This window comes from Roseateles puraquae (assembly GCF_002205845.1).
Classification (GTDB): Bacteria; Pseudomonadota; Gammaproteobacteria; order Burkholderiales; family Burkholderiaceae_C; genus Pelomonas; species Pelomonas puraquae.
Genome location: NZ_NISI01000001.1, coordinates 1,338,564 through 1,351,354, shown reverse-complemented (window position 1 = coordinate 1,351,354; position 12,791 = coordinate 1,338,564). Strand labels below are relative to the sequence as shown.

Below are 12,791 nucleotides of genomic sequence, written 5' to 3'. Positions count from 1 at the left end.
ATGAGCGCGCGCTGCGACCTGTCTCCCGTCTGGGCCGAACTGCAGGCCCACTTTGACCAGGAGGGCGCCGCGAGCGGTCGCGGCTTTGACATCCGCACGGCCTTCCAGGCCGATGCGGGCCGCTTCCAGGCGCTGTCGTTCCAGGCGCCGGAGGTCTTTGCCGACCTGTCCAAGAACCGCATCGACGCGTCGACGCTGGCCCTGTTGCTGAAGCTCGCGCGGGACTGCGGCCTGGAGGCCCGGCGCGATGCGCTGCTGCGCGGGGACCCGGTCAACCTGACCGAAGGTCGCGCCGTGCTGCACACCGCCCTGCGGGCGCCTGCCGGCAGCGGCGCCCCTTTCAACGACGAGGTGCAGGCGTCGCTCGACACCATGCTGGCCTTCGCCGAGAGCGTGCGTCGCGGTGAGCGTGGCGCCATCACCGACGTCGTGCACATCGGCATCGGCGGCAGCGACCTCGGTCCTGCCATGGTGGTGCAGGCACTGGAGGCCTTCCGCGCGCCGGGGCTGAGGCTGCATTTCGTCTCCAACGTCGACGGGCATGACCTGGCACCCGTGTTGCGTGGCCTGGACGCGCGGCACACGCTGTTCGTCATCGCGTCCAAGACCTTCACGACCCAGGAGACGCTGGCCAATGCACAGGCGGCCAAGGCCTGGTTCCTGGCCCAGGGCGGCACCGACGTGGCTCGCCATTTCGTCGCGACGAGCAGCAACACGGCGGCAGCAGCAGCCTTTGGTATCGACACGGCCTTCGGCTTCTGGGACTGGGTGGGAGGGCGCTATTCGCTGTGGTCGGTCATTGGCCTGCCCATCGCCATCGCCGTGGGGGCCGACAACTTCCGCGCGCTGCTGGCCGGCGCGCATGCGATGGACCAGCACTTCGCGACCACGCCGCTGGAGGGCAACCTGCCGGTGTTGCTCGGGCTGATCGACATCTGGTATCGCAACTTCCACGGCTTCACGAGCCGCAGCGTGGCGCCCTATCACCAGGGCCTGCGCCGCTTGCCGGCCTACCTGCAGCAGCTGGAGATGGAGAGCAACGGCAAGGGGGTGGACCTCGACGGCCAGCCGCTGTCCGTGGGCACGTCACCCGTCGTCTGGGGGGAGGCGGGGACCAATGGTCAGCATGCCTACTTCCAGATGCTGCACCAGGGGACCGACGTGATCCCGGTCGAGTTCATCGCCGTGAAGCGGCCTCACCATGGCGTGACCGGCGAGCTGGCGGACAAGCTGCTCGACCAGCACCGCAAGCTGCTGGCCAACTGCCTGGCCCAGAGCCAGGCGCTGATGCAGGGCAAGACGGCAGCGGAGGCGCTCGCCGAGAAGGCGCCCACCGCGTCGGCCACGCTGGACCGCGAGGTGCTGGCGCGCCACCGCAGCTTCCCCGGCAACCGTCCGAGCACCACCCTGCTGCTGGACGCCCTGACGCCGCGCTCGCTCGGCGCGCTGATCGCGCTGTACGAGCATCGTGTCTTCGTGACCGGGGCGCTGTGGGGCATCAACAGCTTCGACCAATGGGGCGTGGAACTCGGCAAGGCGTTGTGCAACCAGTTGCTGCCGCGCTTCGAGTCGGGCGACACCGCCGGGCTGGACGCCTCCACCGCAGGCCTGCTGAAGCGTCTGCTGTCGGCATGAAGATCGTCTTCGACTTCGGCGGCGTGGTGTTCCGCTGGCACCCGGCCAGCTTCCTCGCACGCATCTGGCCGCATCGCATCGAGACCCTGGAGCAGGGGGCGGCGGCAGCGGCCGTGTTCTTCCAGAACTATGGCGGCGACTGGGGCCTGTTCGACCAGGGCCTCATCAGCGCCGATGAAGTGGTGCGTCGCATCGCCGCGCGCACCGGCTGGCCGCTCGGCGAAGTAGCGGCCGTGGTGCGCGCCGTGCCCGACGAGCTGATGCCCATCCCCGCCACGCAGGTGCTCATCCGCGACCTGCGCGCAGCCGGGCACACGCTGCACTTCCTGTCCAACATGCCGCTGCCGTTTGCGGAGCATCTGCGCAAGGCGTATCCGCTGCACGAGTGGTTTGTCTCGGGCCTGTTCTCGGGTCATGTGAAGCAGATCAAGCCCAGCGCCGAGATGTTCGCGCTGGCCGAGCGCCACTTCGGGGTGCCGCCGCAGGAGCTGCTCTTCCTGGATGACCACCCCGTCAATGTGGAAGCCGCGCTGGCCCGTGACTGGCAAGCCGTGCTGTTCACCGACCCGGCGAGCGCCCGCCGGGAACTGGTGTCGAGGCGCTTGTTGAACGCCTGAGCGTTCAGTGCATCAGCGGTTCGCCGTTGGGGCCGAGTTCGTCGGGGTCCTGGGGCGGTGTGGCCGCCACGCGGAAGCTCTCGCTGGCCCAGGCGCCCAGGTCGATCTGGCGGCAACGCTCGCTGCAGAAGGGGCGCCACTTGTTGGTCGGTGCATAGACGCTGTCGCCGCCGCATTGCGGGCAGCGCACGAGTCGGGGTTTCAGGGTATCGGTCATGCGCACAGCGCCAGCTCGAAGCCGGTGTCTTCCGGGGCGAGCTTCAAGCGCCCCTCTTCGTCCTGGCGCATCAGGCGGATGGACACCATCAGCCGGTGGCCGGAGATTTCGGGAATCAGCCCGAGGCTGGGGTCGATGCGCATGCGCAGCAGCTGGTAGACCCGCCCGGCCGGCAAGCTCTGCTGGAACTGGCCAGCGGTGGCGGCCACCTTGTGGGGCGCGCCGGAATCGCGCAGCAGGCCGAGCAGCAATTGCAGCGCTTCGGCCAGGGGCATCAGCGACTGCGCCCAGCTCATGAGGTCCTTGCGCCGGCGCACGGGCAGCAACTGCTGCCAGTTGTAGTAGGCCGGCAGGTCGAATTCGCAGGTGCCGCCCGGGATGCTGATGCGGCTGCGGATGCTCATCAGCCAGTCATTGGCGGTCAGCGTGGCGCCGGTCTTGCCGCTCAGTGCGTTGAGGCGCTGGTAGGCCCCGTCGATGCGGCCGACGACCTCGTCCAGCCGTGACTCGTCCAGGCCGGGGCTACCACGGTAGGCGTTGTACTGGGCCTTGTGTTTTTCGAGTTCCTTGAGCAGGTCGCTCTTGAGGTCGGCGCGCGAGGCGACGTCCAGGATCTCGAACAGGGTGACGAGGGCGAAATGGTGGTCGAGCGCGGTGTCGCGGGCCATCAGGGCGCCGAGGCGGTCGAACAGGTGTTCGAGGCGGAGCATCGTGCGGATGCTCTCGTTGAACGGGTACTCGTACAGGACCACGGCGCGAAACTCAGTCAGGGCAGGGCGATTGTTCCACAGCCCCAACGGGCAGCCAGCCCAAGTACTTCGTTTCGGAGCGCAACGAGCGACACGCCCTCGTTCAGCAACACCGCGTCAGCCGCGGCGCGTCGCGCCTGACGGGTCGTCTGAGCGGCCAGCGCGCCGGCGACGCGCTCTGGCGTCCAGCCCGGGCGCTGCAGCACGCGCTCGGTCTGCGTTTCGGTGCTGCAGTCCACCACCAGCACACGCGCCACGCGGGCTCGCCAGCGGCCCGACTCCACCAGCAGGGGCACGTCGAAGACGATCAGCGGCGCGGTGGCCGCATCGGCCTGGCGTGCGGCCTCGGCGGAGATCAACGGATGCAGGATGGCTTCGAGCTGACGCTTGGCCGCCGGGTCGGAGAAGGCCAGCGCGCGCATGCGGTCACGGTCGAGAGCGCCGTCGGCGGTGACGAAGTCGGGCCCGAAGCTGCTGGCGATGGCGGGCATCGCGGCGCCGCCGGGGAGCGTGAGCTGGCGCGAGATGGCGTCGGTGTCCACGACGGCCGCGCCGGCTTCACGCAGGAAGCCGGCCACCGTGCTTTTGCCGCTGCCGATGCCGCCGGTCAGCCCGATGCGCATCGGCGCCTCAGGCCCAGCCCAGCCAGCCCAGCACCGTCGCCTGCCCCGCGAACAGCACCACCAGGCCGCCGCCGGCCAGGAAGGGCCCGAAAGGCACGTAGCGCCCTTCTCGCAGGCTCGCGTTCATCTTCAGGATGATGCCCACCACCGCGCCAATGGCGGATGCTCCGAGCACGATCGGCAGGATCATCTGCCAGCCCTGCCAGGCACCAAGCGCGGCGAGGAGCTTGAAGTCGCCATAACCCATGCCCTCTTTGCCCGTGGCGAGCTTGAAGAGCCAGTACACCGACCACAGCGACAGATAACCCGCAGCGGCGCCGATCAGCGCCTTGTCCAGCGGCAGCGTCCAGCCCATCAGGGCGGCGATCAGGCCGGCCCACAGCAGGGGCTGGTTGATGCTGTCGGGCAGCAGCGTGGTGTCCCAGTCGATCATCGCCAGTGCAATGAGGGCCGCCACGAAGCCGCACCACAGCAGCGTCGTCGGCTGCGCCCCGAAGCGCCAGGACAGCGCCGCAAAGGCGATTCCCGTGGCCAGCTCGACCAGCGGGTAGCGCTTGGCGATCGGTGCCTTGCAGGCGGCGCACTTACCGCCCAGGCGCAGCCAGCCGATCACAGGCAGGTTCTCGTGCCAGCGCAGCTGGTGGCCGCAATGCGGGCAGCGTGAGCGGGGCGTGGCCAGGCCAAAGTGAGGCAGGGCTTCGATGCGGGTGCCGTAGTCGTCGACAGCCTTGGCGAGCTTCTCCGTCTCGGCCTTGGGCACGCCGATGACACGCGCCATGGCCTCGGCATCCGTCAGTTGCGCCGCCGACTCATGCAGCCATTGGCGCTCCAGCATCAGCGGAATGCGGTGGATGACCACATTGAGGAAGCTGCCGATGCACAGGCCGAACAGGCCGAGCACCCAGGGAGAAAGCCAGACGGACCAGTCGAGGGGAGCGAGGGGCATGGGCTGAAAGAGTCAGGGGGCTCAGGCCGCCCGTGAGCAGCCCGTTGCCGCGCTCGCGCGGCCGTGGAAGGAGCGAGGCGCTGCCTCGCCCCGGCGTTTTACACCACCGAGCCGAGCTTGAAGATCGGCAGATACATCGACACGACGATGCCGCCGATGATGCCGCCCAGGATCACGATGATGAACGGCTCCATCAGGCTGGACAGCGCCTTCACGGCTTCGTCCACTTCGTCCTCGTAGAACTCCGCGGCCTTGGACAGCATGTGGTCCAGCGAGCCCGACTCTTCACCGATGGAGGCCATCTGCAGCACCATGGTCGGGAAGATGCCGGTGGTGGTCATGGAGGTGGTCAGCGCCGAGCCGGTGGAGACATCCCGCTGGATGCTCTCCGTGGCTTCAGCGAAGACTGCATTGCCCGAGGCGCCGCCCACCGAGTCCAGGGCCTCCACCAAGGGCACACCCGCCGCGAACATCGTGGACAACGTGCGCGTCCAGCGAGCGATCGCCGACTTGTACATGAGGTCGCCGAACACCGGCACCTTCAGCAGGAGCCGGTCCATGCGCTTTTGCATGGCCTCCGAGCGCTTCCAGGTTTGCAGGAAGAAATAGATGCCCCCGCCGATGCCGCCAAAGATCGCCCACCAGTAGGAGACAAAGAACTTGGACATGGCGATGACGATCAAGGTCGGGGCCGGCAGGTCGGCGCCGAAGGACTTGAACACGTCCTCGAAGGCCGGCACCACGAAGATCATGATGACGGCCACCACCACGAACGCCACCACCATCACCGCGATCGGGTAGGTCAGGGCGGACTTGATCTTGTTCTTGATGGCGACCGTCTTCTCTTGATAGATCGCGAGCCGGTCGAGCAGGGCTTCCAGAATACCGCCGGCCTCGCCCGCTTCGACGAGGTTGCAGTAGAGCGCATCGAAGTACATCGGATGCTTGCGGAAGGCCGCCGACAAGCTGGTGCCGGTCTCGACGTCTTGTCGGATGTCATTCAGCAGCCGTGTCAGGCGCGGGTTGGTCGAGCCGCGGGCCACGATGTCGAAGGCCTGCAGCAGCGGCACGCCAGCGCGCATCATGGTCGCCAGTTGACGCGTGAAGACGGCGATGTCTTTTTGCTTGATGGCCGAGCCACCGCTGGCGCGGCGCTTCTTGACCTTGTTGACGAGGATGCCCTGGCGGCGCAAGGTGGCGCTGACCATGGCCTCGCCGCCGGCACGGAGCTCACCCTTGACGATCTTGCCGTTGCGGTCTTTGCCTTCCCATTCGTAGACAAAGTCCTTGACGCCTTTAGCTGCAGCGGTGGCGGTGGCCATGCGCTCTCCTCGCGACTGATTATTCGTTGGTGGCCGACAGCACTTCTTCCAGCGTGGTCACGCCGGCACGTACCTTGACGAGGCCTGACTGGCGCAGATCCCGCACGCCTTCCTTCTTGGACTGTTCGGCGATGTCCATCGCCGTTCCCTCAGCCAGGATGATGCGTTGAATGTCCTCGGTGATCGGCATCACTTGGTAAAGACCGACACGTCCTCGGTAACCATTTGTGCAATTGCTGCAACCAACTGCACGGTAGGGGCGCCAGCTGCCGTCGAAATCGTCTTCGCTGAAACCGGCCTTGAGCAGGGCTTCGCGCGGGTAGTCGGCCGGCACCTTGCAGTTTTCGCACAACCGCCGCACCAGGCGTTGGGCGGTGATGAGCAGCACGCTGGACGCGATGTTGAACGGGGCCACGCCCATGTTGAGCAGGCGGGTCAGCGTCTTGGGTGCGTCGTTCGTGTGCAGCGTCGACATCACCATGTGGCCGGTCTGCGCGGCCTTGATGGCGATGTCGGCGGTCTCCAGGTCGCGGATTTCGCCGACCATGATGATGTCCGGATCCTGGCGCAGGAAGGACTTCAGCGCGGCGGAGAAGTTCAGCCCTGCCTTGTCGTTGACGTTGACCTGGTTGATGCCTGGCAGGTTGATTTCAGCCGGGTCCTCCACGGTGGAGATGTTCACGCCCGGCTGGTTCAGGATGTTCAGGCAGGTGTAGAGCGACACCGTCTTGCCGGAGCCCGTCGGGCCGGTGACCAGCACCATGCCGTAGGGCCGGTAGATCGCCGCCAGCAGGCGCTCCTTCTCGATCTTTTCGTAGCCCAGCGCGTCGATGCCCAGCTTGGCCGAGGAGGAGTCCAGGATACGGATGACGATCTTCTCGCCGAACAGCGTGGGCAGGGTGCTGACCCGGAAGTCGATGGACTTGGCGCCGAACTTCAGCTTCATGCGGCCGTCCTGCGGCACGCGGCGCTCGGCGATGTCCAGGCGCGAGATGACCTTGATCCGGGACGACAGCTTGTCCTTGATCGCGATCGGCGGCTGCGTGATCTCGCGCAACTCGCCGTCGACCCGGAAGCGCACCCGGTAATGGAACTCGTAGGGCTCGAAGTGGAGGTCAGACGCCCGCAGGTTGATGGCGTCCACCAGCATCTTCTGCAGGAAGCGCACCACCGGGGCGTCTTCGACATCGGCGAGCTCGGCAGCCTCCTGCTGCGGGGTGGCATCGTCTTCGGCGATGTCGAAATCGAACTCGCCGCCGGCAATCGACTCCAGCGTCTCGGAAGCGCTGGCGCCCGCGTTGCTGAGCATCTTGGCGAGCTTGTCATGCTCGACGATGACCCACTCGGGCTGCAGCTGCGTCGCGAACTTGATGCGCTCGATGACCTCGAGGTCGGTCGGGTCGGCACCGCCCACGAACAGGCGGTTGCCGCGCTTGGACAGGGCCACCACCTGGTATTGATGCGCGAGCTTGCCGTCGATGACGTTCTGCGGCATGCGCTGCGGATCCATCGCGGACAGGTCCAGCAGCGGCAGCGCCAGGGCGCTGGACAGGGTGTGCGCGAGATCGGACGGCGACACCTGGCCACTGGCAATGACCGCGTTGACGAAGCTGGTCTTCTTCTCGCGGGCCTGCTTGACGAGGTCTTCGGCCGCCTTGGCCTGGAGCTTGCCCGCATGCACCAGCATGCGCGCGACCCCGGACAGGGTGGATTGGAGCGGCTCGGCGAGCGGAGTTTCCACGGGCAGTTGCGTCGTTGACGGGTGGAGGCGGAGTCCGTCGATTGTGCCAGTCATGCGCATGGCAGGAAGCGAGGGTTTGGGCCGAGGTCGTCGTGATGTTTTCCGCGCTTTCACCGGGCGTCATGCCTTCGTGGCGGCCACGGCCCGGGCCATGACCGATGGCACCCCGGCTCACGCCCGCCGCGCCGTGGCCCTGGCCCGTCGCTGCCCAGGCCGTGGCTCTTCCGGTCGATGCCCCAGCTCAGGGTCGTCCCTAACGTGTGGCCTGTCGCATCCCGGCCGGATCGAACGCCTGTCCCACCCCACACCCTTGAACACCATGAACTCGTCCAACTTCCGTTGCGGCCGGTCCCGCCGCGCCTTCTCCGTTGCCTCGCTCGCCCTGGCTGCCGCCCTCACGGTCACCCTGACCGGCTGTGGCGGTGGCGGCAGCACCTCCGCCGATGCCGGTGGCAACCCCACGCCCCTGCCGGTGCCCAATCCGACTCCCAATCCCAACCCGAACCCGAACCCGAACCCCACCCCGGCGCCGGGTTTTGCGTTCACGCTCGACACCGCCCGCGTCGTCGTCTGGCAAGGCCAGCAGGCGACCGTTCAGGTCAACGTGCAGCGTGACGCGGGCTTCAACGAAGCCATCAACCTCGTCGCCGAAGGGCTGCCGGCGGGCGCCACCGTGGCGGCACTCAGCGTGCCCGCCGGCAGCAGCACCGGCACGCTCACGGTGCAGGCCGCAGCCGATGCGCCGCACTCCCTGCCGACGTCGGTGACCGTGAAAGCCAGCGCCACCGGGGCTTCGGCCACCACCAAGCCGCTGACCTTGACCGTGCGCGGCGCCATCGGCGAGATCGACACCAGCTTCGGCGGCGGCACGCTCGTCGTGCAGGGCGGCATCACCGATGACTATGTGCGCGGGCTGGCCGTGCAGGCGGATGGCAAGGCGCTCGTCGTCGGCCATGCCGTGTTCGGCGGCACGACCACCGGGACCGACTTCATGCTGGTGCGCCACCTGCGCGACGGTGGTCTGGACCCGACCTTGGGCACGGGCGGCCGCGTGTCCACTGCGTTCAACAACGGTGGCGCCAGCGACGAGGCCCAGTCTGTTGCAGTGCAGCCGGACGGCAAGATCGTCGTTGTCGGCACCAGCGACCAAGGCGCCACGGGCTTTGACTTCGCCCTGGCCCGCTACAACCCCGATGGCAGCCTTGACACCACCTTCGGCAACGCGGGCCGGGTGACCACGGCCTTCGGCAACAGCGCCGACCGGGCCTATGCCGTGCTGATCCAGCCCGACGGTAAGATCGTCGTCGGCGGCACCAGCACCCAGGGCGCCAACGGCAATGACTTCGCACTGGCCCGCTACAACGCGGACGGGTCGCTCGATGCCAGCTTCGGTAATGGCGGCAAGGTGCTCACCGCCATCGGCGCCCAGGGGGCCAGTGAAGCCATCTACGGCCTGGCTTTGCAGACCATCGGTGCGGCCACGCGCATCGTCGCCGTGGGAGGCGAGGGCGACTTCATCGTCGCGGCCTACCGCAACGACGGCACGCTCGACCCCGCCTTCGGCACGGCCGGCGTGGTCAAGAACGTGTTCGGCTCCATCATCGGCGCGGCCCGCGGCGTGGTGGTCACGGCCAGCAATCAGCTCGTTGTTGCTGGCCAGCGCGATCATGACTTCGCCGCCGTGCGCCTGAGTGTGAACGGCGCGCTCGACGCCAGCTTCGGCACCGCGGGCCGGGGTGTCTATGCCTTGAGCACCACCAACTGGGACGAGGCGACGGCGCTGGTCCAGCAGGCCGATGGCAAGCTGTTGCTGGGGGGCTGGGTCTACACGGGCAACAGCTCCAGCGCCGACACGGCCCTGCTGCGCTTGAACGCGGATGGCAGCCGCGACGCCAGCTTCGGCCCGGGCGGCGTGCGCATCACGCCGGTCGCCGCCGGCACGCGCACCGATGCCGGACGTGCCCTGGCCCTGCAACCAGACGACCGCGTGCCCACCGTGCGTGTGCTGCAGGCCGGTGAAGCCAGCGGCAACAGCGACCTGGATGTGGTGCTGATGCGCCACTGGCTTTGAGGGTGCAGGTGGGCGCTGTGCTTCCTAGAATCGCGCCCGTCCATGGGGGGCAGGTCGCCCCCCGGATGGCCACCGTTCGCCCGCCCTCCCGGAGACCGCGCATGCACACGTCCGCCACTGCCGCCGAACCTGTCGCTGCCGTCCCGCTGACCAAGTTCCGCGTGCCTCGGCTCCGGCGCGACACGGTGCTGCGCGAGGCGGTGATCGAACGCGCGGTGCTGCCGGCGCGGGAGGCCCGCCTGGTGCTGGTGCAGGCGCCTGCTGGCTTTGGCAAGACGACGCTGCTGGTGCAGCTGACCGAGGCCTTGGCGCGTTGGCAGCCGGTGGATGTGGTGTGGGTGGCGCTCGACTCGGAAGACAACGACGCCAACCGCCTGTTCGCTGCCGTCTGCGCCGCGCTCGCGCCCTTGGGTCTGCCATGGTCGCTGCCGCCGGCCGCTTGGCTGGCGCAGCTGCAGGATGCCGGCCCACAGGCACGCGCGGCGCTGGGCCCCCTGCTCAATGCGTTGGCAGGGCGGCAGGGCCGAAGCGTGGCCCTGGTCCTGGACGACCTGCACCACGTCACCGACAGCGGCGCGATGGCGCTGCTGGACGCCTTTGTCGACCGACTGCCGCCCGAAGCCTGTCTTCTCGTCGGCAGCCGGGTGGCGCCAGCTCTGTCGCTGCCGCGTTGGCGCGCGGCAGGAGAACTGGTTGAACTGGGCTTCGAGGATTTGCAGTTCGATGCGGCAGCCGCGGCTGCGCTGCGTGAGCTTCGCGGCCTGGCACGTGTGTCGGACGAACAGCTCCAGGCGGCGCTGGCACGAACGCATGGTTGGCCCGCCGGGCTGCAGTTGCTGTTGGGGCATGCGCGCGACCAGGCTGGGGTGCCGACGCTGATCGGACCGGCAGCGCACCGTCATTTGTTCGACTATTTCGCCCAGGAAGTGCTGGGCGAGCTGCCGGTCGGCCTGCAAGACTTCGTGCTGCAGTGTTCGGTGCTGCCGGAGCTGAACCCGGCGCTGTGCGAAGCCGTCACGGCGCGTGTCGATGCCGGCCAGGTGCTGGAGAGCCTGTACCGCCGCCAGCTCTTCCTGAGCGCGCTGGATGAGGCCGTGCCGGTGCTGCGCTTCCATGACCTGTTCCGCGACTTCCTGCAGCGTGAGCTCGAGCGACGCGAGCCGGGCCTTGCCCAGGCGCTGCACGCCCGCGCGGCGGCCGTTGAGCCCGCGACGGCGCGCGCCGTCCCGCATCTGCTGGCCGCACAGCACTGGGAGGGCGCGATCGCGCGCATCCTCCAGGCGGCGCCCGGGCTGTTGGCCGAGGGCGCCCACCAAACGGTGCAGCGCTGGCTCGGTCAGCTCCCTGAGCCGGCCCTGGTCGATCACCCCGAGCTGCAGGAGCTCCTCGGGCACTGCGCCTGGGCCAGCTACCAGTACGCGCAGGCCGACGTGCATCTGCAGCGCGCCCAGGAGGGCTACCGCGCCCGTGGCACGCATGACGACCGGTGCCGGCTGCATGCGGTGCTCGTGCTGCGGGCGCGCGCGCACAACTCGCTGGGCGCGCTGGATGTGTCGGCCCGGCTGCTGGCCGAATGCGAGGGCCTGCCCGCCGATGAACGCTCGCAGTTGGCGCTGGCCGGCGTGCGCTGCTGGGAGGCCGGGGCGCGGGCGAGCACCCGGGAGTTCCTGCCCGCGTTGCAGACGCTGGTCGAAGGCGTGGAGGACGCGGTGGCCCGGCATCGGCCCGACTTGCTCGTGCCCGCCATCAACGATCTCTACAACGACTTCTTCTACGACATCCCGGGCACGCAGGACTTGTGGCGGCGACTGCGCGAGGCCTGCGCTCGCGCTGCGGCGCGCGGGCCGGTGCACTGGCAGGTGTTGATGCAGGCGAGCACCGCCTGGCCGGAGTTCTGGCACGGCGACCGTGCAGCCTTCACCGCGCGCCTGGAACAGCAGATCCGCGTGCGCGACCAACTGCATCATCTGCCGGCCACCTGGCTCGACGCGTTCGAGAGCCGCGAGATGCAAGGCCTGCTGGAGGGCGATCTGGTCAAGGCGAGGCAGCGCATCGAGCGTGCGGTCGACGCGGTGCTCCAGCCCCCACTCGACGGCCTGGAGGCCAGCTGGAAGCGGCCCATCCAGTTCCGCGCGGCGCGGCTGTTGTGGTGCGCGGGGGACGCTGACGGTCTGGGGCGGCTGGAGCCCGCCATGCGGCTGCCGCGCAGCGCATCGGAATGGCCCTTCGTCGAAGGCGGACGGCTGGCCATGCTGGGACGCCTGGCCCTGCTGCGCGAGCAATGGGCAGAAGCCGAACACCTGCTGCAGGCGGCAGTCCAGGGCTATGCACAGTGCCGCGTGAGCTCCCAGACCGGTGACCCTCGGCTCGACCTGGCCTGGCTGCATTGGCGGCAGGACCGGCAATCCGCAGCCCTGGGCCTGCTCGAGGCCGTGTGGCAGGACTGCCTGCGCACCGACACCGTGGGCGCATGGCTGCTCGCGCCGCCCGCCATGCGCGAGCCCCTGCTCGCCCTGACGCCTGATCACTGGCTCGACCGGCCGGGCATCGCCGGGCTTCTCGCGCGCATCGCGCCATGGTCAGGGCTGCCGGGCCGCAGACCGGTGCCGGCTGAAGCAGCGGCAGCGGCCAGCGCCGACGACGCGGGCGACGTGTCGGGCCTGCTGGCGAGCCTCACCGAACGGGAGCGCGAAGTGCTGGCGCTGCTGGCCGAGGGGCAGAGCAACAAGCTCATCGCCCGGGCGCTCGACCTGAGCTTGCACACCGTCAAGCGCCACGTGGCCAACATCCTGACCAAGCTTGCGGTGGACAGCCGCACCCAGGCCGCCGCCTGCTGGCACCGGCGCTGAGCCGTCCTGCACAAGCGGGCA

The 12,791-nt window shown here is 68.7% G+C and carries 10 protein-coding genes; 4 read left to right on the top strand and 6 right to left on the bottom strand.

The genetic code is table 11. From position 1 onward, the window contains the following. Together pgi and CDO81_RS06130 are read left to right on the top strand one after the other, a co-directional pair. Positions 1-1,635: a glucose-6-phosphate isomerase gene (pgi, locus tag CDO81_RS06135; protein ID WP_088482210.1), complete on the top strand. Its 1,635-nt coding sequence runs from the start codon at positions 1-3 to the stop codon at positions 1,633-1,635. Further along, positions 1,632-2,252, top strand: a complete 621-nt coding sequence (locus tag CDO81_RS06130) for an HAD family hydrolase (protein ID WP_088482209.1) — start codon at positions 1,632-1,634, stop codon at positions 2,250-2,252. The genes pgi and CDO81_RS06130 overlap by 4 nt, the downstream gene beginning before the upstream one ends. Positions 2,253-2,256: 4 nt before the next feature. On the opposite strand, the gene CDO81_RS06125 is transcribed toward CDO81_RS06130, so the two are convergent. The 6 genes from CDO81_RS06125 to pilB form a co-directional block, all read right to left on the bottom strand. Continuing rightward, a complete protein-coding gene (locus CDO81_RS06125) occupies positions 2,257-2,469 on the bottom strand; it encodes a DNA gyrase inhibitor YacG (RefSeq protein ID WP_088482208.1) in 213 nt (70 codons plus the stop codon). Continuing rightward, on the bottom strand, positions 2,466-3,221 hold the full coding sequence (gene zapD, locus CDO81_RS06120; RefSeq protein ID WP_088482207.1) for a cell division protein ZapD: 756 nt from the start codon (positions 3,219-3,221) through the stop codon (positions 2,466-2,468). Before zapD ends, CDO81_RS06125 begins: the two co-directional genes overlap by 4 nt. 14 nt (positions 3,222-3,235) lie before the next feature. Beyond that, complete coding sequence (coaE, locus tag CDO81_RS06115) at positions 3,236-3,841, bottom strand: dephospho-CoA kinase (RefSeq protein ID WP_088482206.1); 606 nt, start codon at positions 3,839-3,841, stop codon at positions 3,236-3,238. Between the two features lie 7 nt (positions 3,842-3,848). Further along, entirely contained in the window at positions 3,849-4,787 is a 939-nt protein-coding gene (locus CDO81_RS06110; protein WP_088482205.1) for a prepilin peptidase, read from the bottom strand. A 98-nt stretch (positions 4,788-4,885) separates the two neighbouring features. Then, complete coding sequence (locus CDO81_RS06105) at positions 4,886-6,109, bottom strand: type II secretion system F family protein (protein ID WP_088482204.1); 1,224 nt, start codon at positions 6,107-6,109, stop codon at positions 4,886-4,888. 19 nt (positions 6,110-6,128) lie between these two features. Continuing rightward, positions 6,129-7,796 carry a type IV-A pilus assembly ATPase PilB gene (pilB, locus tag CDO81_RS06100; RefSeq protein WP_193466486.1) on the bottom strand — a complete coding sequence of 556 codons (1,668 nt, stop codon included), beginning with the start codon at positions 7,794-7,796 and terminating at the stop codon, positions 6,129-6,131. A gap of 373 nt (positions 7,797-8,169) precedes the next feature. Here pilB and CDO81_RS27500 point away from each other — a divergent pair, with 373 nt between their 5' ends. After that, on the top strand, positions 8,170-9,921 hold the full coding sequence (locus CDO81_RS27500; RefSeq protein WP_144397142.1) for an NHL repeat-containing protein: 1,752 nt from the start codon (positions 8,170-8,172) through the stop codon (positions 9,919-9,921). Between the two features lie 101 nt (positions 9,922-10,022). Further along, positions 10,023-12,770: a winged helix-turn-helix domain-containing protein gene (locus CDO81_RS29100; protein WP_158218169.1), complete on the top strand. Its 2,748-nt coding sequence runs from the start codon at positions 10,023-10,025 to the stop codon at positions 12,768-12,770. Positions 12,771-12,791 lie beyond the last annotated feature (21 nt).

Coding starts and splice junctions, on each gene's coding strand:
- CDO81_RS29100 (WP_158218169.1), top strand. CDS start 10,023: ATGCACACGTCCGCCACTGCCGCCGAACCTGTCGCTGCCGTCCCGCTG.
- CDO81_RS06125 (WP_088482208.1), bottom strand. CDS start 2,469: ATGACCGATACCCTGAAACCCCGACTCGTGCGCTGCCCGCAATGCGGC.
- coaE (WP_088482206.1), bottom strand. CDS start 3,841: ATGCGCATCGGGCTGACCGGCGGCATCGGCAGCGGCAAAAGCACGGTG.
- pilB (WP_193466486.1), bottom strand. CDS start 7,796: ATGCTGGTGCATGCGGGCAAGCTCCAGGCCAAGGCGGCCGAAGACCTC.
- CDO81_RS06130 (WP_088482209.1), top strand. CDS start 1,632: ATGAAGATCGTCTTCGACTTCGGCGGCGTGGTGTTCCGCTGGCACCCG.
- CDO81_RS06105 (WP_088482204.1), bottom strand. CDS start 6,109: ATGGCCACCGCCACCGCTGCAGCTAAAGGCGTCAAGGACTTTGTCTAC.
- CDO81_RS27500 (WP_144397142.1), top strand. CDS start 8,170: ATGAACTCGTCCAACTTCCGTTGCGGCCGGTCCCGCCGCGCCTTCTCC.
- pgi (WP_088482210.1), top strand. CDS start 1: ATGAGCGCGCGCTGCGACCTGTCTCCCGTCTGGGCCGAACTGCAGGCC.
- CDO81_RS06110 (WP_088482205.1), bottom strand. CDS start 4,787: ATGCCCCTCGCTCCCCTCGACTGGTCCGTCTGGCTTTCTCCCTGGGTG.